We start from the raw sequence: 22,036 nt of genomic DNA on the forward strand, positions 1-22,036 counted from the left end.
CAACGATCGTTAACCGATGTGTGCGGTGCCGTTCTATCAGGCCGGTTCGAAGCGCACGACGACGGACTTGCTGGCGGGTGTGTTGCTGGTGTCGGCGGTGGAGTCGAGGGGGACCAGGACGTTGGTCTCGGGGTAGTAGGCGGCGGCGCAGCCCCGGGCGGTGGGGTAGTGCACGACGCGGAAGCCGGGGGCGCGGCGTTCGACGCCGTCGTTCCATTCGCTGACGAGGTCGGTGTAGGAGCCGTCGGGCAGGTTCAGCTCGGCTGCGTCGTCGGGGTGGACCATGACGACGCGGCGGCCGCCGGTGATGCCGCGGTAGCGGTCGTCGAGGCCGTAGATGGTGGTGTTGTACTGGTCGTGGCTGCGCAGGGTCTGCAGGAGCAGGCGGCCGGCGGGGACGCGCGGGTACTCGACGGGGGCGGCGGTGAAGTTGGCCTTGCCGGTCTTGGTGGGGAAGCGGCGTTCGTCGCGGGGGGCGTGGGGCAGCCGGAAGCCGCCGGGGTGGGCGACGCGGGCGTTGAAGTCCTCGAAGCCGGGGATGACGCGGGCGATGCGGTCGCGGATGGCGGCGTAGTCGCGTTCGAACTCCTCCCAGGGGGTGGCGGAGGCGTCGCCGAGGACGGCGCGGGCCATGCGGGCCACGATGGCGGGTTCGGAGAGCAGCAGGGGGGAGGCGGGGGCGAGGTTGCCGCGGGAGGCGTGGACCATGCCCATGGAGTCCTCGACCGTGACGAACTGCTTGCCGGTGGCCTGGACGTCCTTGTCGGTGCGGCCGAGGGTGGGCAGGATCAGGGCGCGCCGGCCGGTGACCGCGTGGGAGCGGTTGAGTTTGGTGGAGACGTGCACGGTGAGGGAGGCGCGGCGGACCGCGGCCTCGGTGACGTCGGTGTCGGGGGTGGCGCCGACGAAGTTGCCGCCCATGGCGAAGAAGACCTTGGCCTCGCCGTCGCGCAGGGCCTGGATGGAGCGGACGACGTCGAAGCCGTGGGCGCGCGGCGAGGTGATGGCGAATTCGCGGTCGAGGGCGTCGAGGAAGGCGGGTGCGGGGCGCTCGAAGATCCCCATGGTGCGGTCGCCCTGGACGTTGGAGTGGCCGCGGACGGGGCAGACGCCGGCGCCGGGGCGGCCGATGTCGCCGCGGAGCAGGAGGAGGTTGACGACCTCGCGGATGGTGGCGACGGCGTGCTTGTGCTGGGTGAGGCCCATGGCCCAGCAGACGATGGTGCGCTTGGAGGCCAGGATCATGGCCAGGGCGCGTTCGATCTCGGGGCGGGTGAGGCCGGTGGCGGTGAGGGTCTCGTCCCAGTCGGCCTTGCGGGCGACGGCGGCGAGCTCCTCGTAGCCGTGGGTGTGCTCGGCGATGAAGGTCTCGTCGGTGGCGCCCTCGGTCTCGATGACGAGCTTGTTGAGGAGCCGGAAGAGGGCCTGGTCCCCGCCGATGCGGATCTGGAGGAAGAGGTCGGTCAGGGCGGTGCCCTTGAGCATGCCGAGGGGGTTCTGGGGGTTCTTGAAGCGTTCGGTGCCGGCCTCGGGCAGCGGGTTCACCGAGATGATCTTCGCGCCGGCGGTCTTGGCCTTCTCCAGGGCGGAGAGCATGCGGGGGTGGTTGGTGCCCGGGTTCTGCCCGGCGACGATGATCAGTTCGGCCTGGTGGAGGTCTTCGAGGGAGACGCTGCCCTTGCCGATGCCGATGGTCTCGTTCAGGGCGGAGCCGGAGGACTCGTGGCACATGTTCGAGCAGTCCGGCAGGTTGTTGGTGCCGAACTCGCGGGCGAAGAGCTGGAAGAGGAACGCCGCCTCGTTGCTGGTGCGGCCGGAGGTGTAGAAGACGGCCTCGTCGGGGGAGGACAGGGCGCGCAGTTCCTCGGCGATGACCTCGAAGGCCCGCTCCCAGCTCACCGGCTCGTAGCGGTCGCCGCCTTCGGGGAGGTACATCGGTTCGGTGATGCGGCCCTGCTGGCCCAGCCAGTACCCGGAGCGCGTCGCGAGGTCGGCGAGGGGGTGCTCGGCGAAGAACGCCGGGGTGACCCGGCGCAGCGTGGCCTCCTCGGCCACGGCCTTGGCGCCGTTCTCGCAGAACTCGGCGGTGTGCCGCTTGTCACCCTCGGGCCAGGCGCAGCCGGGGCAGTCGAAGCCGTCCTTCTGGTTGACCTTGAGGAGGGTGCGGGCGGTGCGGGCCAGGCCCATCTGCGCGTGCGCGATCTTGAGGGTGTGTCCGATCGCCGGGAGGCCGGCGGCCGCGTGCTGGGGCGGGGTGACCTGGGGTGCGTCCTGCACGGGGTCGCCTGTGGGCGGCTTGGTCGCCATCGCGCTCTCCTTCGAGCGTACGTACGGACGCGGCACGTGCTGCCGCGTCCGCCAGATCCTTGCACGGCCGAGGGGGGAGGGGGAGGGCGGTCCGTCGCCTCCGGAGCCGGAGCCGGGACCGGGGCGGCCGGGTGCCGGGGCGCGGTGCCGCCCGCCCGGGATGGCCGGCCGGTCGCCCGCGCCGGAATTGTCGGTGGGGAGCCCTAGGATCGGGGGCGTGGCAGATTCAGCATCGAAGAAGACCGACCAGCCGACCGCAGCGGACCGCCCCCGCCTGATGCTCATGGACGGGCACTCCCTGGCGTACCGGGCGTTCTTCGCGCTGCCCGCGGAGAACTTCACGACCGCGACGGGCCAGCCGACCAACGCCATCTACGGCTTCGCGTCGATGCTGGCGAACACGCTGCGCGACGAGGCGCCCACGCACTTCGCGGTGGCGTTCGACGTGTCCCGCAAGACGTGGCGCTCGACGGAGTTCCCCGAGTACAAGGCGAACCGTTCCAAGACCCCCGACGAGTTCAAGGGGCAGGTCGAGCTGATCGGCGAGCTGCTCGACGCGATGAAGGTGCCGCGGTTCGCGGTCGACGGCTTCGAGGCCGACGACGTGATCGCGACGCTCGCGACCCAGGCCGAGGCCGCGGGCTTCGACGTGCTGATCGTCACCGGCGACCGGGACTCCTTCCAGCTGGTGTCCGAGCGCACGACCGTGCTCTACCCGACCAAGGGCGTCTCCGAGCTGACCCGGTTCACCCCGGAGAAGGTCGAGGAGAAGTACGGCCTCACCCCGCAGCAGTACCCGGACTTCGCGGCGCTGCGCGGCGACCCGTCCGACAACCTGCCCGGCATCCCGGGCGTCGGCGAGAAGACCGCCGCGAAGTGGATCACCCAGTTCGGGTCGTTCGCGGAGCTGGTGGAGCGCGCCGACGAGGTCAAGGGCAAGGCCGGGCAGAACTTCCGGGACCACCTGGAATCCGTGAAGCTCAACCGGGTCCTGACCGAGATGGTCAAGGACGTGGAGCTGCCCAGGACCCCTGCCGACCTGGAGCGCGCCCCCTACGACCGGTCCGCGGTCACCGGGGTGCTGGACGTGCTGGAGATCCGCAACGCCTCGCTGCGCGAGCGGCTGCTGGCCGTGGACCCGGGCGCGGCCGAGGAGGAGGCACCCGCTCCGGTGGCCGGCGTCGAGCTGGACGCGTCCGTACTGGGCGCCGGCGAGCTCGCGCCGTGGCTCGCGGCCCACGCGGACGGCCCCCTCGGCGTCTCCACCGTCGACAGCTGGGGCCTGGGCCAGGGCAACGTCTCCGAGATCGCGCTGGCCGCGGCCGGCGGGGCGGCCGCCTGGTTCGACCCGTCCGCCCTGGACGAGGGCGACGACAAGGCCTTCGCCGCCTGGGCCGCCGACGCGGACCGCCCGAAGGTCGTGCACAACGCCAAGGGCCTGATGCGGGTCTTCCCGGAGCACGGCTGGACCCTGGCCGGGGTCACCATGGACACCGCGCTCGCCGCCTACCTGGTCAAGCCGGGCCGGCGGTCCTTCGCGCTGGACGTGCTGTCCGTCGAGTACCTGGGCCGCGAGCTCCAGCCCCCGGCGGCCGACGGCCAGCTGGCCTTCGGCGCCGACGAGACCGCCGAGGCCGACGCCCTGATGGCGCAGGCCCGCGCCGTCCTCGACCTCGGTGACGCCTTCACCGCGAAGCTGCCCGAGGTCGGCGCCGTCGAGCTGCTCCACGAGATGGAGCTGCCCACCTCGGAGCTGCTGGCCCGGCTGGAGCGGGCGGGCATCGCCGCCGACCGCGACCACCTGGAGGGCATGGAGCAGCAGTTCGCCGCGGCCGTGCAGCAGGCGGTGAAGGAGGCGCACGCGACGGTGGGCCACGAGTTCAACCTCGGCTCGCCCAAGCAGCTCCAGGAGGTGTTCTTCGGCGAGCTGGACCTGCCGAAGACGAAGAAGACGAAGACCGGCTACACCACGGACGCGGACGCGCTCGCCTGGCTGGCCACGCAGACCGACCACGAACTCCCGGTGATCATGCTCCGGCACCGGGAGCAGGCCAAGCTGCGCGTCACCGTGGAGGGCCTGGTCAAGGCGATCGCCGCCGACGGCCGGGTGCACACCAGCTTCAGCCAGACCGTCGCCGCGACCGGACGGCTGTCCTCCACCGACCCCAACCTGCAGAACGTGCCGGTGCGCACCGACGAGGGCCGCGCCATCCGCCGCGGCTTCGTCGTCGGCGAGGGCTACGAGTCCCTGATGACGGCCGACTACAGCCAGATCGAGCTGCGCGTCATGGCCCACCTCTCCGAGGACGAGGGCCTCATCGAGGCGTTCCTGTCGGGCGAGGACCTGCACACCACCGTCGCCTCCCAGGTGTTCGGGGTGGAGCGCTCCGCCGTCGACGCCGAGATGCGCCGCAAGATCAAGGCCATGTCCTACGGTCTGGCGTACGGGCTGTCCGCCTTCGGTCTCGCCCAGCAGCTGAACATCGAGCCCGCCGAGGCGCGCGGTCTGATGGACACCTTCTTCGAGCGGTTCGGCGGGGTGCGCGACTACCTCCAGCGCGTGGTGGACGAGGCCCGGGCGACCGGGTACACGGCGACCGTGTTCGGGCGCCGCCGCTACCTGCCCGACCTCAACAGCGACAACCGCCAGCGCCGCGAGGCCGCCGAGCGGATGGCGCTCAACGCCCCCATCCAGGGCACCGCCGCCGACATCGTCAAGGTCGCCATGCTGCGCGTGGACAAGGCCCTCGCCGAGGCCGGGCTGACCTCGCGGATGCTGCTCCAGGTCCACGACGAAATCGTGCTGGAGATCGCCCCCGGCGAGCGCGAGCGGGTCGAGGAGCTGGTGCGCCGCGAGATGGCCGCCGCCGTCGAACTGCGGGCTCCGCTCGACGTGTCCGTGGGCGTCGGCACGGACTGGGAGTCCGCCGCGCACTGACCCCGCCGCGGCCGCGTCGGCGCCCGTCCCCGCCTAGGCGGTGGGGACGGGCGTCCGCGCGTCCGGGCCGGTGCGGTCGCCGTCCTCGCGGTCGCGGTGGCGGCCGCGGCGCTGCAGGAGGCGGACGAGGAGCCCGTAGAGCAGCAGTCCGACGGCCAGGCCGCCGCCCGCGCCGAAGCAGACGGTCGGGATGATGTCGAGCGGGGTGCGGATCCGGTCGAAGAACGTGAAGAAGCGCAGCACCCGCAGCGTGACCCCCACCGCCACGCACACGGCCACCAGCGCGGACGCCCACAGCGTCACCGCGCGGCCGAGCACCGGCACCGCCGAAGGCACGGGCGCGGCCGGCAGCCGGCGCAGCGCGGTCGCGGTGAACCGGAGCAGCACACCGGCGGCGATCGCCGAAGTGCCGTACTGGACGAAGGAGTACAGGGGCAGGCCGAAGGCGAAGGGTTCGCCCAGCCGCGGCAGCGCGTTCGTCCCCCAGCGGTCCGGGTGCGTGAAGCTGTCCCACACCACGTGGGTGAGCGAGCCGGTCACCGCCGACAGGTAGAACCACAGTGCCAGCGCGGGCGTCCGGCGCTCCCGCCAGGACGCGCCGCGTACGAACGCGTACGTCCTGCCCCGCCAGGCCCGCGGCAGCAGCGCCACCAGCGGCTCGCGCAACAGGAGCCAGCACCCGGCGAGGACGGCCGTCAGGGCGGCGTCCACGGTGAGCACGCCCGGCAGCGAATGCGCGAACGTGCCGTAGCCCATGAGGCCTTCGACGACGGCGTCCGCGAAGAAGAAGGTGTCCGGCGCGAAGGACCCCAGCACCAGGGCGGAGGCCACGAGGGGCCCCCGGGCCCGGCCGGTCCGGCGGATGGCCGGGAGTACCGCGGCCGCATGGCTGAGAGTGAACGGCATGACGCGTCTCCTGGGTCCCGGTCGTCGGGACAGTATGCGTGACCTGCGCAGGGACGTGGGGATCCGGTGAATTTCCGGGCCGCATTGCGTGCCGTGTGCAGGGAGTTGACGTAGGGTCACGCGGACGTCTAGGGGAGGGGTCCCGCTCATGTCGGCACGAATAGTCGGACGCGGCCTGCGCAGAAGTGCGGCCGCCGCTCTGGTCTCGGCTCTGGTCGCCGCCGCGATGACGGCCTCGCAGGGCCCGGCCGCCGGGCTCGCGGACCGGCTGGCCGCGGCCGGGGAGACCGCCGGTTCGCAGTCCGCCGCGGTGGCGGGCGGCTCGGGCGCCGCCGGGGGCGACTCCTCCTACTTCACCGAACTCCCGCCGCTGCTCAGCCCGCAGCCCCCGGCCGTGCTGCTGCCGGAGGGCGAGCAGGCGGCCGCCCGGCCGACCCCCGGTCCGGCGCCCGACGCGGCGGCCGGTCCGGTGTCCCTGCAGACCGTGCTGCAGGTGGGGTCGCAGGGCGCGCAGGGGATCCCCGCGAGCGTGCTCGCCGCGTACCGGCGGGCCGAGCAGAAGGTGGGGGAGAGCGACCCCGGCTGCGGGCTGCGCTGGCAGCTGCTCGCGGCGATCGGCAAGGTCGAGTCGGGCCAGGCGCGCGGCGGGCAGGTCGACGCCGCCGGAACCACGCTGCGGCCCATCCTGGGGCCCGTGCTCGACGGCAACGGCTTCGCGAACATCTCCGACACGGACGGCGGGGCCTACGACGGCGACGCCCGGTACGACCGGGCCGTCGGGCCGATGCAGTTCATCCCGTCCACCTGGGCGGCCTGGGGGCAGGACGCGAACGGCGACGGACGGCGCGACCCGAACAACGTCCACGACGCGGCCCTCGCGGCCGGCCGCTACCTGTGCGCCGGCAACCGTGACCTGCGGACCGGGGCGGGCCTGGACCGGGCGGTGCTCTCCTACAACCAGTCCGGGGAGTACCTGAGGACGGTGCGGTCCTGGTACGCGTACTACCTCCAGGGCACGCACGAGGTCCCGGACGCGGGTGGTTCCGGCGGCGGTGGCGGTACGGGTGCCGGTGCCGGTGCCGGTGCCGGTGCCGGTACGGGTACGGGTACGGGTACGGGTGCGGGGCAGCCGACGGGCCCGAAGCCCACCCCCACGCCCACCCCGTCGCCGAAGCCGACGCCTGCGCCGACCCCGAGTCCCACCCCGACGCCGACGCCGACGCCGAGCCCGACCCCAACCCCGACTCCCACGCCGACGCCTAGCCCGACGCCGACCCCAACCCCGACTCCCACGCCTAGCCCGACCCCGACCCCGACCCCGAGCGCGACGCCGACGCCGACCTCGACCCCGACCCCCAAGCCCACCCCCTCCGCGTCGGCCTCCCCCTCGGCGACGCCCTCCGCCCCGGCCTCGCCCAAGGCGAGCCCCACCCCGGGCGCGCTCCCCCCGCGAACCCCGTAGGGCCGGCTCCCGCCGCCCGCCGTGGGCCACAGGCCCGTCCCGCCCGCCGCCCGGGCGGGACGGGCCTTCTTCCGGTGCAGGTCCAGACGGGTTCTCATCTCGCCCCCGCGTTGCTACGGTACGCCTCCCTGACGCCCCATCAGATATCGGAGGCCCCGGCATGCGCGCACTCGTCGCCGCCGCCATCGGGCTGGCCGCCGCCCTGGCCCTCGTCCTCGCCGTCACGGCGTTCGGGGCGCCGGAGGGCAAGACCTCCCCCAAGCCCCTGCTCACCACCGCGCCCGCCGCGCCCGGAAAGTAGAGGAGGCCGGCCGTGCGACGCAGAGCGAGTCTCGTCCTGCTTGCCCTCGCCGTGTTCTGCGCAGCCCTCGCACCGCTGCTGCGCTGGTACGCGTACCCCAGGCTCGCCAAGATCCCGCCGGGCCAGTACCAGGAGATGGTCCTGGAGGCCAAGGACGCGACCCTCCTCGACTACGCGGGCGGCATGCAGCCCAAGAAGGTCGACAAGGTCACCATCGTCCAGACCCTCAAGGGCAACGTCGAGGCGTCCCGGGAGGTCGAGGCCGACGCGGGCAAGGACGTCGTCGTCTGGGACACCCTGACCTACATCATCGGGCCGGACGGCAAGATGGTCTCCAGGATCCCCGAGCGCTACCTCTTCGACGCCCACACCCAGGACCCGGTGCACGCCACCGGCGAGATGGTCGACGGGGACCCGGTCACACGCGAGGGCATCGAGTTCAAGTGGCCGTTCTTCACCGAACCCCGCGACTACCTCTACTTCGACGCGCAGACCCGCACCTCCTCCCCGATCCACTACGTCGGACCGCGCACCTACCGGGGCATGGAGGTCTACTACTTCGAGCAGACCGTTCCCTGGACCAAGGTGCCCATGCCGAAGAAGATGCCCATCGAGGGCATCGACCCGGCGACGATCGAGCAGACCACCGGCACCACCCTCTGGTACACGGTCAAGGCCCGCTTCTGGGTCGACCCCGTCACCGGTGCCCCCGTCAACGCCGAGCAGGACATCCAGCAGGAGATGCGCGGCGGCATCGCGGCGAGCGCTCCCGAAGGCCGGCTCACCGCCTTCGCCGGGCACGTCACGATCCGGCCCGACTACGCGAAGTACACCTTCGACCTGGTCGCCTCGAACCGTACGAAGGTCCTCGCGCTCCACACGTACGCGCCGGCCGGCCTCGCCCCGGTCGGCCTGGCCCTGCTCGCCGCGGCCCTCTGGCTGGAGGCCCGCGGCCGCCGGCGGGAGGAGGACGGGGTCAGCGCCTGAGCCGGGCGTTGGTGTGCCGGGTCGGCTCCGCGGCCGCCGGGTCCTCGGGCCACGGGTGCCTGGGGTAGCGGCCGCGCAGCTCGGCGCGGACCGCCCGGTAGCCGCCCTGCCAGAAGGAGGCCAGGTCGGCCGTGACGGCGGCCGGCCGCCCGGCCGGCGACAGCAGGTGGACCAGGACCGGCACCCCGGCCACGCGCGGGGTCTCGGCCAGCCCGAACAGCTCCTGGAGCTTGACCGCGAGGACGGGCTGCTCGGCCCCGTAGTCCACACGGATCCGGGAACCGCTGGGCACCTCGATCCGCTCCGGGGCCAGCTCGTCGAGCCGGACGGCCTCGCCGGTGGCCCACGGCAGCAGCCGGTTCAGGGCCTGGCCCGCGTCGATCCGGGCCAGGTCGGCGCGGCGGCGGGCCCGCGAAAGCTCCGGCTCCAGCCAGTCGTCGGCACGCTCCAGCAGCGCCGCGTCCTCGGCCACGTCGGGCCAGGCGCCGCCCAGCGTGCGGTGCAGGAACCCGAGGCGGGCCCGCAGCGCCGACGCGTCCGCGGACCAGCGCAGCAGGCCCAGGCCCTCCGCGTGCAGCCCGTCGAGCAGGGCGGCCCGGACCGCCGCCGGGTCGGGTTCGCGCAGCGGGCGTGAGGCCAGCTCGATCGCACCGAGCCGGGTGACGCGGCGGGCCACGAGGTCCCCGTCCTCCCAGTGCACCTCCTCGCCCCCGGTCCGCAGGTGGGCGGCTGCGGCCAGGGCGGTGTCCTCGTCGATGACGGCGGCGAGGCGGACGCGGGCGGAAGCGGAGTGCGCGGCCCGGTCGGCGACGGCGACGGCCAGCCAGGGCGCGCTGCGCAGCCCCGACCCCTCGCCGGTCTCGGCCCCGGTCCCGGAGGCCATGAGGAACCCCCCGCCCCCCTTGGCCCGCGCCACCCGCTCGGGGAACGCCAGCGCGGCGACGAGCCCGGCGGCGGCGTCCGTCCCGGCCTCGCCGGCGGCGGGGGCGCGGAGGTCCGGGGCCGCAGACCCCGAAGGGGTCCGGGGCCGCGTCCCGGCTTCGGCAAGGGGCGGGGCGGGGGAGACACCGCGCGCGGCGGCTTCCGGGACGCCCGGCCCGGCCGCGCCCGCCGGGGCGGAGGTCCCGCGGCCCGCCGGGGACACCGCACGCTCCAGCCGGCGGACCTCCGCCCGCCAGCGCCCCGCGTAGGCGTCGCCGCCGCGCCGGGCCGACCGCCAGGCGGCGGCCAGGTCGTCCCCGTACTCCCGCGGCGGCTCCTCGCTCAGCAGCGCCACCAGCTCCGCGGCCCGCCGCGCGCCCAGTGCCTCCGTACCGTCCAGCAGCGCCCGCGCCAGCCGAGGATGCAGCCCCAGCCGGGCCATCCGCAGCCCGCGCGGGGCCGGCCGGCCCGCGGGGTCGACCGCGCCGACGACCGACAGGACCTCCCGCGCGGCGGCCATCGCCCCGGCCGGCGGCGGGTCCAGCAGGGCCAGACCGGAGGCGTCCGGATCGCCCCAGCAGGCGGCCTGGAGCGCGAACGCCGCCAGGTCCGCGGTGCGGATCTCGGGGGAGGGGAAGGAGGGCAGCCGCGCGTCCTCCGCCTGTGCCCAGCAGCGGTAGACCGTTCCCGGCGCCTCGCGCCCGGCCCGCCCGGCCCGCTGCCGGCCCGCGGCACGGGACGCCCGTACGGTGGCCAGCGCGCCCAGGCCCCGCGCGTGGTCCACGCGGGGTTCGCGGGCGAGCCCGGAGTCCACGACCACCCGTACGCCGGGCACGGTCAGGCTCGACTCCGCGACGGCGGTCGCCAGGATCACCCGGCGGTGCGCCGACGGCGTCAGCACCGCGTCCTGGACGGCGGCGGCCGCCCGGCCGTGCACCTGGAGCACCTCCGCCCCCACCGCGCCCAGCTGCCCGGCGACCCGGCCCAGCTCGCCCACGCCGGGCAGGAAGCACAGCACGTCGCCGGAACGTTCCGCCAGGGCCCGCCGGACCACCGACGCCACGTGCGTCAGCTGCGCCGGGTCCACGCGCATCCCGTGCGGGGGCCGCACCGGCCGGGCCGGCGGCGCCCACACGGTCTCCACCGGGTACGAGACGCCCGCGGCCTCGACCACCGGCGCCGGGTCCCCGCCCGCGCCGCCGAGCAGCCGGGCCCAGCCCGCCGCGTCGGTGGTCGCGGAGGCCGCCACCAGCCGCAGCTCCGGGCGCAGGGCCTCGCGCACGTCGAGGAGGAAGGCGGCCGCGGTGTCGGCGTCCAGGTGCCGCTCGTGGCACTCGTCCAGCACCACCACGTCCACCCCGGCCAGCTCCTGGTCCCGCTGGAGCCGCTGGAGCAGGACGCCGGTGGTGACCACCTCCACGCGGGTCGAGGGCCCCACGACCCGCTTCCCGCGCACGGTGAAGCCCACCGAGGCGCCCGGCTGCTCGCCCAGCAGCCACGCCATCCGCCGCGCGGCGGCCCGGGCGGCGATCCGCCGTGGCTCGGCCACCAGCACCCGGCGCTGCGGGCCGCCCCCCACCAGCCCCGCGAGCACCAGGGGCACCAGCGTGGTCTTTCCGGTGCCGGGCGGGGCGCACAGCACCGCCGCGCCCCGGTCCTCCAGGGCGGAGGCGAGCGCGGGCAGGGCCTCCCGTACGGGCAGGGCGTCGAGGGCGGCGCTGCGGATCATGTCAGTCGCGCTCGCAGACGAAGATCGCGGTTCCCGGGATCAGGTTGCCGCGCAGCGGGGACCAGCCGCCCCACTCCTGGGTGTTCCACTCGGGCCACTCCGGCTCCACCAGGTCCAGCAGGCGGAACCCGCCCCCGACCACGTCCCGGACCCGGTCGCCGAGGGTGCGGTGGTGCTCGACGTAGACGGCGCGCCCCTGCTCGTCCTGCTCGACGTACGGGGTCCGGTCGAAGTAGGAGGCGGCGACGGAGAGGCCCTCCGGGCCGGGCTCGTCGGGGAACGCCCAGCGCAGCGGGTGGGTGACGGAGAAGACCCAGCGGCCGCCGGGGCGCAGTACCCGGTGGACCTCGCGCATCACGTTCACCGGGTCGGCGACGAAGGGGACGGCCCCGTAGGCCGAGCAGGCCAGGTCGAAGGACCCGTCGCGGAAGGGGAGCCGGCCGGCGTCGGCCTCGACGAGCGGGACGTCGCCGCCGATGCGCAGGGCGTGCTGGAGCTGGCGGTGCGAAAGGTCCAGGGCCACGGGCCGGGCGCCGCGGGCGGCGAGCCAGCGCGAGCACTGGGCGGCCCCGGCGCCGATCTCCAGGACGTCCTTGTCCTTGAGGGAGGCGGCGGGCCCCAGCAGGGCGGCCTGCTCCTCGTCGAGGCCCTCCGGACCCCAGACGAAGCGGTCGTCGCCCAGGAAGGCGCCGTGTTCGCTCTGGTAGTCGTCGGCGTTGCGGTCCCACCAGCCGCGGCTCGCCCGGCTGCTCTCCGCTTCCCCGGCGTCACGCCGGGTGGCCTCGGCGTCGTCCCCGTCGGCGCCTTCGGCGTCGTACGCGTCTTCGGGGGCGTAGTCCTCTTGGTTCATGGGGCCCGTCGTCGTAGTCTGCGGATGGGTTCTGGATTGCTCATCGGGGCGTCCCCGCCCACGAATTGTGCCGGTTGTGCGGCGATCTGCCCGCAGTGTGCGCCTTCGCGCATTGACCCTGTCCGGCTGCCCCCGTATGCTACAAGTTGCGCTGCGAGCCTGTGCTCCTCAGACCTAGCAGGCTGCGCTTGCTTCTGTTGATGTCCCCTCGGTTTTCGAGGCCCTGCCGCTTTGGCGGAACTGGGGCTTCCTTGGCTGTCCGGCTTCGGCAGTTGCCGATAAGGGCTCCCGGCGTAGCAGTACCTACGACTTTCTGTCCGTAACCGGAGCCCTTTCCCACATGACGAGCAGCACCGAGACCACCGCCACCACCCCTCCGCAGGTAGCGGTCAACGACATCGGCGACGCGGACGCGTTCCTCGCGGCCATCGACGAGACGATCAAGTACTTCAACGACGGCGACATCGTCGACGGCGTCATCGTCAAGGTGGACCGGGACGAGGTTCTCCTCGACATCGGTTACAAGACGGAGGGCGTGATCCCGAGCCGCGAGCTCTCGATCAAGCACGACGTCGACCCGAACGAGGTCGTCAAGGTCGGCGACGAGATCGAGGCCCTGGTTCTCCAGAAGGAGGACAAGGAAGGCCGTCTGATCCTGTCCAAGAAGCGCGCTCAGTACGAGCGTGCCTGGGGCACGATCGAGAAGATCAAGGAAGAAGACGGCATCGTCACCGGTACCGTCATCGAGGTCGTCAAGGGTGGTCTCATCCTCGACATCGGCCTCCGTGGCTTCCTGCCGGCCTCTCTCGTCGAGATGCGTCGCGTCCGCGACCTCCAGCCCTACGTGGGCAAGGAGCTCGAGGCGAAGATCATCGAGCTGGACAAGAACCGCAACAACGTGGTCCTGTCCCGCCGTGCCTGGCTCGAGCAGACCCAGTCCGAGGTTCGCCAGACGTTCCTCACCACCCTGCAGAAGGGTCAGGTCCGCTCCGGCGTCGTTTCCTCGATCGTCAACTTCGGTGCCTTCGTGGACCTGGGCGGCGTCGACGGTCTCGTGCACGTCTCCGAGCTGTCCTGGAAGCACATCGACCACCCGTCCGAGGTTGTCGAGGTCGGCCAGGAAGTCACCGTCGAGGTCCTCGACGTCGACATGGACCGCGAGCGCGTCTCCCTGTCGCTGAAGGCGACGCAGGAAGACCCGTGGCAGCAGTTCGCCCGGACCCACCAGATCGGTCAGGTCGTCCCGGGTAAGGTCACCAAGCTGGTTCCGTTCGGTGCGTTCGTCCGCGTGGACGAGGGCATCGAGGGTCTGGTCCACATCTCCGAGCTGGCCGAGCGCCACGTGGAGATCCCGGAGCAGGTCGTCCAGGTCAACGACGAGATCTTCGTCAAGGTCATCGACATCGACCTTGAGCGTCGCCGGATCTCGCTGTCGCTGAAGCAGGCCAACGAGTCCTTCGGTGCCGACCCGGCGTCGGTCGAGTTCGACCCGACCCTGTACGGCATGGCCGCGTCCTACGACGACCAGGGCAACTACATCTACCCCGAGGGCTTCGACCCCGAGACCAACGACTGGCTCGAGGGCTTCGACACCCAGCGCGAGACCTGGGAGCGTCAGTACGCCGAGGCGCAGGTCCGCTTCGAGCAGCACCAGGCGCAGGTCATCAAGAGCCGCGAGGCCGACGAGGCCGCTGCTGCCGAGGGCGCTGCCGCCCCGGCCGCCGGTGGCAACGCCGGTGGCGGCGCCAGCATCTCCGGTGGTTCGTACTCCTCCGAGGGTGCGGACGAGACCTCCGGCGCCCTGGCGTCCGACGAGGCCCTGGCCGCGCTCCGCGAGAAGCTGGCCGGCGGCCAGAGCTGATCGCAGCGCAGCACAGGCGTCGCGCCACGGCGTGAGCTGAGCTGAACGACGAGGCCCGTCCCCTCCGGGGGGCGGGCCTCGTCGCGTCGTTCTTCCTGTGAAAGCCGCCAACTGGGGAATGGCCGGGCCTCCTTGGACGTTGGCACCGGAGAACACGGCGCGAGGGAGGAGTGGTGAGGGTGCTTGATCCACAGGGTCTGTACGAATGGGACGCCAAGGGCCTGGCGGTGGCCGACCTGGCGCTCGCCCAGGACTCGGCCGGGCTGGTCATGCTCTACCACTTCGAGGGGTACATCGACGCGGGCGAGGCCGGCGAGCAGATCGTCGAGCGGCTCCTGGAGACCCTGCCGCACCAGGTGGTGGCCCGCTTCGACGCGGACCGCCTGGTGGACTACCGGGCCCGGCGCCCGCTGCTGACCTTCAAGCGCGACCACTGGACCGATTTCGAGGAACCCCGGCTGGAAGTCCGCCTCGTCCAGGACGCCACCGGCGCGCCCTTCCTGCTGCTCTCCGGCCCCGAGCCGGACGTGGAGTGGGAGCGCTTCGCCGTCGCCGTCCGCCAGATCGTCGAGCGGCTCGGAGTCCGGCTCTCGGTCAACTTCCACGGCATCCCCATGGGCGTCCCGCACACCCGTCCCGTCGGCATCACCCCGCACGGCAACCGCACCGACCTGATGCCCGGCCACCGCAGCCCCTTCGACGAGGCGCAGGTACCCGGCAGCGCCGAGTCGCTGGTGGAGTACCGCCTCGGCCAGTCCGGGCACGACGTGCTGGGCGTCGCCGCCCACGTACCGCACTACGTCGCCCGCTCCGCGTACCCGGACGCCGCGCTCACCGCGCTGGAGGCGATCACCGCCGCGACCGGGCTGGTCCTGCCGGCCGTCGCGCACGCCCTGCGCACCGAGGCGCACCGCACGCAGACCGAGATCGACCGGCAGATCCGCGAGGGCGACGAGGAGCTCGTCAGCCTGGTCCAGGGTCTGGAGCACCAGTACGACGCCGCGGCCGGGGCCGAAACCCGGGGGAACATGATCGCCGAGCCCGCCGAGATCCCGTCGGCGGACGAGATCGGCCGCGAGTTCGAGCGCTTCCTCGCCGAGCGCGAGGGCGAGGCGTAGGCAGCCGGGTACGGCGTGGGCGGGGCGGGTGGCCCTGGGGGGCCTGGTCTTCGCGGGCCGGCGGGGCCTAGGGTGCGGAGCATGCTGAAAGTGGGCCTGACAGGCGGAATCGGTGCCGGCAAGAGCGAGGTCTCGCGGCTGCTGGCGGGGTACGGGGCGGTCGTCGTGGACGCCGACCGGATCGCACGGGAGGTCGTGGAGCCCGGCACCCCCGGGCTCGCGGCCGTGGTGCGGGCCTTCGGGGACGGCGTGCTGACCGCCGACGGGGCCCTCGACCGGCCGAGACTGGGAGCCGTCGTCTTCGCGGACCAGGAGCGGCTGCGGGCCCTGAACGCGATCGTCCACCCGCTGGTCGGGGCCCGGTCCGCCGAGCTGGAACGGGCCGCGGGCCCCGACGCGATCGTGGTGCACGACGTACCGCTGCTCGCGGAGAACGGCCTCGCGCCCCTGTACGACCTCGTCGTGGTCGTGGACGCCGCCCCCGGGACCCAGCTGGCGCGGCTCACCGCGCTGCGCGGCATGACCGAGGAGGAGGCGCGGGCCAGGATGGCGGCGCAGGCCACGCGGGAACAGCGGCTGGCGGTGGCCACGCTGGTCATCGACAACGACGGGCCGCTGGAGGCGCTGGAACCGCAGGTGCGCGCAGTGTGGAAGGAACTCGTGGCGCGGGCGGCGGAGCCCGCGGCTCCGGAGGTCCCGGCCGGCGACTGAGCCCGCGCGGTCGGCCGGCGGTGTGGAACAGGCGCGGCGACGGGGGGCGTTGAACGCGCCCCCGGAGGGAAGGAAAGACATCGTGTCCGATACCCCGCCCCCGCCGCCCCAGCAGCCGCCCGCCCCGGGCGCGGGCTCGGGCCCGCAGGAGACCAGCCCCGAGACCCACGTCATCGACTACCGGGCCGCCGAGCGGCTGCTCGCCGCCCGCGACCCGCGCGGCGCGCTCCGGCTCCTCGACTCCGTGATAGCCGCCCACCCCGAGAACACCGCGGCCCGGCTGCTGCGCGCCCGGGCTTTCTTCGCGTCGGCGCAGCTGCGGTCGGCGGAGCGGGAGTTCGCGCTGGTGCTGGAGCGGGAGCCGGACAACGCCTTCGCCCACTTCGCGCTCGCCCGGACCCACGAGCGGTCCGGGCGGCACGAGCAGGCGCGGCGCCACTTCCGGCTCGCCGCCGCCCTCGACCCGCAGCCCGAGTACCTGGCCGCGGCCCGTTTCGAGAAGTGACTCAGGGGCGGCGGCGGGGAGGCTCGTACGGGGGCACGTCCGGGCCCGGCTGGTAGTGCGGCCCCTGGTGGATGTGCCGCACGACGACGGCCATGTCCACCGCCGCGACCAGCACGAGGACCGCGCACGCCGCCGCCCACCCGGGCAGGCCGGCCATCGAGAACACCGCCGTCCCGGCGGCTCCCCACAGCAGCCCCCACAGACTCAGCCAGAGCCGCAGGCGCAGCGGGCTGCGGGCGGTCACCGGCTCGTTTCCGGTACGCATGGACATCGCCTCATGTCCATGGTCCCACCGGCCTTCCCCCTACGGGTCTCGGCGGCCGAGCCCGCGGTTTCGAGGGTGGAGGCCGCCGCCACCGGATGTGACTGCGAGTGGTGCTTCGACCTGCGCTGGAGCGGCCCCGGCGGATCCCCGGGCATCCTGCGGCCGGACGACTCCGGCCTGCCCTGGCGGACCAGCGCCCCGGCGGGGCGGCCCGTGTACGGGTTCGCGTGCGAGCGGGGCCGCCGGACCCGCTGACCGGTCGCGGGCCGGCCCCGTCCGCCCCGGCTGCTCGATTCGCCCCACCCGGCCGCCCGCGCCCGGCCGCCCGCCCCCACCCGGCCGCTCCGGCCGCCGTCACCGGGGGTGTCCGCGCAGGTCAGCGGCGGTTGTCAGAGGGTCCGCCTAGACTCGGCGGCAGTGGATCCGCCATGACCGGGCGGGGCCGGAGACCTGGGAGGGGGCGCCGTGAGCACACCGCAGACCATGCCGCAGCAGTACCGGCAGGGGCCGCCGCCCGTGCCCCCGTCGCCCCTGCTCCGCCGCGCCGCCGTGTTCCTTCCCGCCGCCGTCCCCCGTGAGGGCCGGATGGCCTTCTGGTGCCCCGAAGGGGATCCGCTGCCCGAGACCGGTACCCCCGGCCCGCTCCAGGTGGTCCGGCCGCACGGCGCTGGGGTGCGTACCCGTACCGTGCCCGCCGTGACCCTGTCCGTGGCCGAGGCCCTGCCCGTGCTCGTCGGGGCGCCCCACAGCCCCACCGCGCATCCCGCCACCCGTGCCTGGGGCACCGCCGCCCGGCTCGCGCTGTCCCTCACCGCGCGAGGCCGCCTGCTGCCGGGGCTCACCCCCGACGGGATCGACGCCTGGCGGGCCGGGCCCCTCGACGCCGAGGACGTCGCGTACCTGCGCGCCCTCGCGGCCGCCCTCCCCCACGAGGCGTACGCCACCCCGCTCGCCGGCCGCCGCCCGCTGACGCTGCCCGAACCGCAGGCCCTGGTCCGGGCGTTCCTCGACGCCGTGGCCGACACCCTGCCCCGTACCCCGGCCGCGCCGTTCGCCGCCGGGCGGCCGTTCGCCGCGCGGGAGCCGCAGCGGGTGCCGGGGATACGGGAGTGGGCCACGCAGGTCGCGGCCGGCGCCGATGCGGGGGTGGGCATCTCGCTGCGGCTCGACCTGTCCTCCTTCCGCCTGTTCGACGAGGCCGAGCCGGAGGAGGTGCGCCGTGCCGGAGCCGCCGTCGTCCAGGTCCACAGCCTCGCCGACCCGACCCTGGTGACCGATGCCGGGCTGCTGTGGGCCGGGGCGGCCGCCGCCGGATTCGGCCCCCGCGCCCGGATCGACGCCGTGCTGGCGCTGCGCCGGGCCGCCCGGGTCTGGCCGCCGCTGCTGCGCCTGCTCGACCAGCCCGTGCCCGACGCCCTGGCCCTGTCCGACCCGGAGCTCGAAGACCTGCTGGGCGCCGCCGCGCCCCGCCTCGCGGCGGCCGGAGTCACGGTCCACTGGCCGCGCGAGCTGGCCCGTACGCTCTCGGCGACCGCCGTCGTACGGTCCACCGCGCCCGGTTCCGCCACCGACGGCACCGCGTTCTTCGACGCGGCGGGGCTGTTCGCCTTCTCCTGGGAGCTGGCCCTGGGCGGGGACCGGCTCACCCCGGGTGAGATGGACGCCCTCGCGCAGGCGCACCGGCCCGTGATCCGGCTGCGCGACCGGTGGGTGCGCGTCGATCCGGAGCTGGTGCGCAAGGCGCGCAAGCGGGAGCTGGGGCTGCTGGACCCGGTGGACGCGCTGGCCGTCGTGCTGAGCGGGTCCGCCGAGGTCGACGGGGAGAGCGTGCCGGCCGTCCCGGTCGGGGCGCTCGCCGCGCTGCGCGAGCGGCTGACGGGGGAGTTGGCGCCGGTCGCGGCGCCCGCGGGGCTGAGGGCGACGTTGCGGGACTACCAGCTGCGGGGTCTGGCCTGGCTGGACCTGATGACCTCGCTCGGGCTGGGCGGCTGCCTCGCCGATGACATGGGTCTGGGCAAGACGGTCACGCTGATCGCCCTGCACCTGCACCGCGCCCGGCCCGAGCCGACCCTGGTGGTCTGCCCGGCGTCCCTGCTGGGCAACTGGCAGAGGGAGATCGAGAAGTTCGCGCCGGGGACGCCGGTGCGCCGCTTCCACGGCACGGGCCGCAGCCTGGACGGGCCGGGCGGCGGCTTCGTGCTCACCACCTACGGCACCATGCGCGCCGCGGCCGCCCAGCTGGCCCGGCAGAGCTGGGGCATGGTCGTCGCCGACGAGGCCCAGCACGTCAAGAACCCGCACTCGGCGACCGCGAAGGCGCTGCGGACCATCCCCGCCCCGGCCCGCGTGGCCCTGACGGGCACCCCCGTCGAGAACAACCTCTCGGAGCTGTGGGCCCTGCTCGACTGGACCACCCCGGGCCTGCTGGGCCCGCTGACCGCCTTCCGGGCCCGCCACGCCCGCCCGGTGGAGCACCAGCAAGAGGAGGACGGGGGCAACGAGGCGGCGGTCGCCCGGCTGGCGGCGCTGGTGCGGCCGTTCCTGCTGCGCCGCAAGAAGTCCGATCCGGGGATCGCCCCCGAACTGCCGCCCAAGACCGAGACGGACCACCCGGTGTCCCTGACCCGGGAGCAGGCCTCGCTCTACCAGGCGGCGGTGGAGGAGGCGATGGCGGTGATCGAGTCGAGCGAGGGCATGGAACGCCGCGGCATGATCATGAAGCTGCTGGCCTCGCTCAAGCAGATCTGCAACCACCCCGCCCAGTACCTGAAGGAGGATCCGGCCCGGATCCCGCACCGCTCGGGGAAGCTCGCCCTGCTCGACGAGCTCCTCGACACGATCCTGGCCGAGGACGGCTCGGTCCTGGTCTTCACCCAGTACGTGACGATGGCCCGGATCCTGGAGAAGCACCTCACCGACCGCGGCATCCCCTGCCGGCTCCTGCACGGCGGCACCCCCGTCGCCCGCCGCGAGGAACTGGTCGACCTCTTCCAGTCCGGCGAGGTCCCCGTCTTCCTGCTCTCCCTGAAGGCCGCGGGCACCGGCCTGAACCTCACCCGCGCCGGACACGTCGTCCACTACGACCGCTGGTGGAACCCCGCCGTGGAGGAACAGGCCACCGACCGCGCCTACCGCATCGGCCAGACCCAGCCCGTCCAGGTCCACCGGATCATCGCCGAGGGCACCGTCGAGGACCGCATCGCCGAGATGCTGGAGGCCAAGCGCGCCCTGGCCGACGCCGTGCTGGGCTCCGGCGAGTCGGCGCTGACCGAGCTGACCGACCGGGAGCTGGCCGATCTCGTCTCCCTGCGGAGGCCGGCGTGATCACCGCGCGCGACGACCGCCGCCGCACCTTCGAGACGGTGCCCGCGGGCGTGGAGGCGCTCACCTGGTGGGGCCGTGCCTGGGTGGCCGCCCTGGAGGAGCGCGCGCATGACGCCGCCCGGCTCGCGCGGGGCCGTGCGTACGCCGCCGAGGGTCATGTCGACGCCGTCACGGTCACCCCGGGCCGGATCGTGGCGTACGTGCGGGGCAGCCGGGCCCGCCCGTACCGGACCGAGCTGTCGATGGGCGCCTTCACCGACACCGAGTGGGCCGAGGTCCTGGAGGCGGTGGCGGCGGACCCGACAGCCCTGGGAGCCCTGCTGGAGCGCGAGGTCCCGCAGTCCCTCGCGGGGACGGTCCTGCCCGGCGCGGGCGAGCTCGTCGTGCGCTGCTCCTGCCCGGACGTGGGGCGGCCGCCCTGCAAGCACGCCGCGGCCCTCTGCTACCGGGCGGCCCGGCTGCTGGACGCGGACCCCTTCGTCCTGCTGCTCCTGCGCGGCCGCGGGGAGCGCGAGCTCCTGGAGGAGCTGGCCCGGCGCAACGCGGCCCACGCCGCCCGCGAACAGCCCGACGCCGCACCGGACTTCCCCGGCGTCCCCGCCCGCGCGGCGGTGGTCCGTACGGTCCTGCCCCCGCTGCCCGCCCCGCTCGCCGCGCCCGCCGCCGTCGGCCTGCCGCCCGCCTACCCGGCGGATCCGGCCGCCCCGGACCCGCTGGCCCTGGACCAGCTCGCCACCGACGCCGCCGCCCGCGCCCTCGTCCTGCTCGGCACCGGAGCCGACCCGACCGGCGGGCTCACGCCGTGGCAGGACGCCGTCCGGCTGGCCTCCGCGCATCCCACGGCCGGCCTCACCGGCGCCGCCCGCACCCTGTACCGGGACCTGGCCCGGGCCACCGGCCGCACCAGCACCGACCTGGCCCGCGCCGCCGCGGCCTGGCGCCAGGGCGGCCTGTCCGCGCTGACCGTCCTCGACGAGCCCTGGGATCCTCCGGCCGGCCCCTTCGACCGGGCCCGGCCCGCCCTCCTCGCCGCCGGGCAGGGCTCCTTCCGCCCCGACCGCAACCGGCTCACCTCGGGCACCCGCCAGCTCCGCCTGAGCCGCGAGGGCCTCTGGTACGGCTACGAATCCCGTCCCGGCAGCGACGACTGGTGGCCCACCCCCGCCCCCGCCTCCACGGACCCCCTCACGGCCCTGCCCCGGTGACGGCGGCGGCCCACGTCGACAGGGCCGTGAAGTCGCGGTCGCGGAGGCCGTGGCGGGGGTGGACGCGCAGCAGCAGGGCCGGGGACGGATGGTGGGCGGCCACCCAGGCCCGGTCCTCCGCGGTGATCATGTCGTCGACCCAGGCGAAGGGGCGGCCGGCCGCCCAGTCCAGGAGGGGCCGGGTCTTCCAGAAGAGCCCGTCGGGGTCGCGGGCGAAGAGTTCCGGCCACTCGATGACCGGAAGATCGTCGGGAAGGCCTATGCGGGGGGCGATCAGGGTGTTGGCCTGGTGCGTCCAGGCCGTGGCCCAGGCGAGGTCGAAGGGCAGGGCCAGCAGCCGGGCCCCGTGGGTGGGGTGCAGCCGGACCCGCAGGCCGCGCCGGGCGCGGCGGGACTCCGGGTCGCGGTAGGAGAGCCAGACGTCGGGGCGCATGCGGTGGCTCGCGTACCCGCGCAGGGCGGCGAAGGGGTCGCGGAAGGGGTTGAGGGGGCCGTCCACGTCCAGGAGCAGCAGCGGTCGTTCCGTCATGAAATAGGCACTACCCAGTACACGATGGAGTGAAATGCCTACCGGCTCTATAACCCGAATGGGTTCACGGCGTTGTTTCCGGTGTGGGCGAGATGCCCCGAACCCCTTCGGAAAGCA

General features: G+C 74.3%; 17 protein-coding genes. 11 read left to right on the forward strand and 6 right to left on the reverse strand.

Annotated features, from left to right (window positions below; genetic code table 11):
• Nucleotides 1–36: 36 nt before the first annotated feature.
• Nucleotides 37–2,307, reverse strand: coding sequence for an FdhF/YdeP family oxidoreductase (locus OG295_RS25835; RefSeq protein ID WP_371679041.1), 2,271 nt, complete (start codon nucleotides 2,305–2,307; stop codon nucleotides 37–39).
• A 217-nt stretch (nucleotides 2,308–2,524) separates the two neighbouring features.
• Here OG295_RS25835 and polA point away from each other — a divergent pair, with 217 nt between their 5' ends.
• Entirely contained in the window at nucleotides 2,525–5,245 is a 2,721-nt protein-coding gene (gene polA / locus OG295_RS25840) for a DNA polymerase I (RefSeq protein ID WP_371679042.1), read from the forward strand.
• 33 nt (nucleotides 5,246–5,278) lie between these two features.
• Here polA and OG295_RS25845 read toward each other — a convergent pair whose 3' ends face one another.
• Nucleotides 5,279–6,151, reverse strand: coding sequence for a DUF4184 family protein (locus OG295_RS25845; protein ID WP_371679043.1), 873 nt, complete (start codon nucleotides 6,149–6,151; stop codon nucleotides 5,279–5,281).
• A gap of 148 nt (nucleotides 6,152–6,299) precedes the next feature.
• Here OG295_RS25845 and OG295_RS25850 point away from each other — a divergent pair, with 148 nt between their 5' ends.
• The 3 genes from OG295_RS25850 (at nucleotide 6,300) to OG295_RS25860 (ending at nucleotide 8,901) form a co-directional block, all read left to right on the forward strand.
• Nucleotides 6,300–7,613, forward strand: coding sequence for a lytic transglycosylase domain-containing protein (locus tag OG295_RS25850; protein ID WP_371679044.1), 1,314 nt, complete (start codon nucleotides 6,300–6,302; stop codon nucleotides 7,611–7,613).
• A 160-nt stretch (nucleotides 7,614–7,773) separates the two neighbouring features.
• Complete coding sequence (locus tag OG295_RS25855; protein WP_106979781.1) at nucleotides 7,774–7,914, forward strand: SPW_0924 family protein; 141 nt, start codon at nucleotides 7,774–7,776, stop codon at nucleotides 7,912–7,914.
• A 12-nt stretch (nucleotides 7,915–7,926) separates the two neighbouring features.
• Nucleotides 7,927–8,901, forward strand: a complete 975-nt coding sequence (locus OG295_RS25860) for a DUF3068 domain-containing protein (protein ID WP_371679045.1) — start codon at nucleotides 7,927–7,929, stop codon at nucleotides 8,899–8,901.
• Here the strand turns inward: OG295_RS25860 and OG295_RS25865 are convergent.
• Together OG295_RS25865 and OG295_RS25870 are read right to left on the reverse strand one after the other, a co-directional pair.
• Nucleotides 8,891–11,551 (reverse strand): ATP-dependent RNA helicase, encoded by a 2,661-nt coding sequence (locus OG295_RS25865; RefSeq protein ID WP_371679046.1) that lies wholly within the window; start codon nucleotides 11,549–11,551, stop codon nucleotides 8,891–8,893. The genes OG295_RS25860 and OG295_RS25865 overlap by 11 nt on opposite strands.
• 1 nt (nucleotide 11,552) lies before the next feature.
• Nucleotides 11,553–12,401 (reverse strand): class I SAM-dependent methyltransferase, encoded by an 849-nt coding sequence (locus tag OG295_RS25870; RefSeq protein ID WP_371679047.1) that lies wholly within the window; start codon nucleotides 12,399–12,401, stop codon nucleotides 11,553–11,555.
• Between the two features lie 340 nt (nucleotides 12,402–12,741).
• Between OG295_RS25870 and rpsA the strand changes: the two genes are divergently transcribed.
• The 4 genes from rpsA (at nucleotide 12,742) to OG295_RS25890 (ending at nucleotide 16,596) form a co-directional block, all read left to right on the forward strand.
• Nucleotides 12,742–14,262 carry a 30S ribosomal protein S1 gene (gene rpsA, locus OG295_RS25875; RefSeq protein ID WP_371679049.1) on the forward strand — a complete coding sequence of 507 codons (1,521 nt, stop codon included), beginning with the start codon at nucleotides 12,742–12,744 and terminating at the stop codon, nucleotides 14,260–14,262.
• Nucleotides 14,263–14,441: 179 nt separating this feature from the next.
• On the forward strand, nucleotides 14,442–15,380 hold the full coding sequence (locus OG295_RS25880) for a PAC2 family protein (protein WP_371679050.1): 939 nt from the start codon (nucleotides 14,442–14,444) through the stop codon (nucleotides 15,378–15,380).
• Nucleotides 15,381–15,461: 81 nt separating this feature from the next.
• Complete coding sequence (coaE, locus tag OG295_RS25885; RefSeq protein WP_371679051.1) at nucleotides 15,462–16,091, forward strand: dephospho-CoA kinase; 630 nt, start codon at nucleotides 15,462–15,464, stop codon at nucleotides 16,089–16,091.
• A gap of 172 nt (nucleotides 16,092–16,263) precedes the next feature.
• Nucleotides 16,264–16,596: a tetratricopeptide repeat protein gene (locus OG295_RS25890; RefSeq protein ID WP_371681308.1), complete on the forward strand. Its 333-nt coding sequence runs from the start codon at nucleotides 16,264–16,266 to the stop codon at nucleotides 16,594–16,596.
• A gap of 1 nt (nucleotide 16,597) precedes the next feature.
• Here OG295_RS25890 and OG295_RS25895 read toward each other — a convergent pair whose 3' ends face one another.
• Nucleotides 16,598–16,861 carry a DUF6343 family protein gene (locus OG295_RS25895; RefSeq protein ID WP_371679052.1) on the reverse strand — a complete coding sequence of 88 codons (264 nt, stop codon included), beginning with the start codon at nucleotides 16,859–16,861 and terminating at the stop codon, nucleotides 16,598–16,600.
• 12 nt (nucleotides 16,862–16,873) lie between these two features.
• Between OG295_RS25895 and OG295_RS25900 the strand changes: the two genes are divergently transcribed.
• The 3 genes from OG295_RS25900 to OG295_RS25910 all read left to right on the forward strand — a co-directional run bounded on the left by OG295_RS25900 (nucleotide 16,874) and on the right by OG295_RS25910 (nucleotide 21,390).
• Nucleotides 16,874–17,116 (forward strand): hypothetical protein, encoded by a 243-nt coding sequence (locus OG295_RS25900; RefSeq protein WP_371679053.1) that lies wholly within the window; start codon nucleotides 16,874–16,876, stop codon nucleotides 17,114–17,116.
• A 228-nt stretch (nucleotides 17,117–17,344) separates the two neighbouring features.
• The gene (locus OG295_RS25905) at nucleotides 17,345–20,185 is read left to right on the forward strand and encodes a DEAD/DEAH box helicase (RefSeq protein ID WP_371681309.1); all 2,841 of its coding nucleotides are present in this window, start codon (nucleotides 17,345–17,347) and stop codon (nucleotides 20,183–20,185) included.
• Nucleotides 20,182–21,390, forward strand: coding sequence for an SWIM zinc finger family protein (locus tag OG295_RS25910; protein ID WP_371679054.1), 1,209 nt, complete (start codon nucleotides 20,182–20,184; stop codon nucleotides 21,388–21,390). Before OG295_RS25905 ends, OG295_RS25910 begins: the two co-directional genes overlap by 4 nt.
• Here OG295_RS25910 and OG295_RS25915 read toward each other — a convergent pair.
• On the reverse strand, nucleotides 21,371–21,919 hold the full coding sequence (locus OG295_RS25915) for a hypothetical protein (RefSeq protein WP_371679055.1): 549 nt from the start codon (nucleotides 21,917–21,919) through the stop codon (nucleotides 21,371–21,373). The two genes, OG295_RS25910 and OG295_RS25915, sit on opposite strands and share 20 nt — an antisense overlap.
• Nucleotides 21,920–22,036: the final 117 nt, after the last annotated feature.

It is taken from the genome of Streptomyces sp. NBC_01276 (assembly GCF_041435355.1).
GTDB lineage: Bacteria > Actinomycetota > Actinomycetes > Streptomycetales > Streptomycetaceae > Streptomyces.

Coding starts and splice junctions, on each gene's coding strand:
- OG295_RS25865 (WP_371679046.1), bottom strand. CDS start 11,551: ATGATCCGCAGCGCCGCCCTCGACGCCCTGCCCGTACGGGAGGCCCTG.
- OG295_RS25900 (WP_371679053.1), top strand. CDS start 16,874: ATGTCCATGGTCCCACCGGCCTTCCCCCTACGGGTCTCGGCGGCCGAG.
- OG295_RS25850 (WP_371679044.1), top strand. CDS start 6,300: ATGTCGGCACGAATAGTCGGACGCGGCCTGCGCAGAAGTGCGGCCGCC.
- OG295_RS25915 (WP_371679055.1), bottom strand. CDS start 21,919: ATGACGGAACGACCGCTGCTGCTCCTGGACGTGGACGGCCCCCTCAAC.
- OG295_RS25905 (WP_371681309.1), top strand. CDS start 17,345: ATGCCGCAGCAGTACCGGCAGGGGCCGCCGCCCGTGCCCCCGTCGCCC.
- OG295_RS25855 (WP_106979781.1), top strand. CDS start 7,774: ATGCGCGCACTCGTCGCCGCCGCCATCGGGCTGGCCGCCGCCCTGGCC.
- coaE (WP_371679051.1), top strand. CDS start 15,462: ATGCTGAAAGTGGGCCTGACAGGCGGAATCGGTGCCGGCAAGAGCGAG.
- OG295_RS25870 (WP_371679047.1), bottom strand. CDS start 12,401: ATGAACCAAGAGGACTACGCCCCCGAAGACGCGTACGACGCCGAAGGC.
- OG295_RS25835 (WP_371679041.1), bottom strand. CDS start 2,307: ATGGCGACCAAGCCGCCCACAGGCGACCCCGTGCAGGACGCACCCCAG.
- OG295_RS25845 (WP_371679043.1), bottom strand. CDS start 6,151: ATGCCGTTCACTCTCAGCCATGCGGCCGCGGTACTCCCGGCCATCCGC.
- OG295_RS25895 (WP_371679052.1), bottom strand. CDS start 16,861: ATGCGTACCGGAAACGAGCCGGTGACCGCCCGCAGCCCGCTGCGCCTG.
- rpsA (WP_371679049.1), top strand. CDS start 12,742: ATGACGAGCAGCACCGAGACCACCGCCACCACCCCTCCGCAGGTAGCG.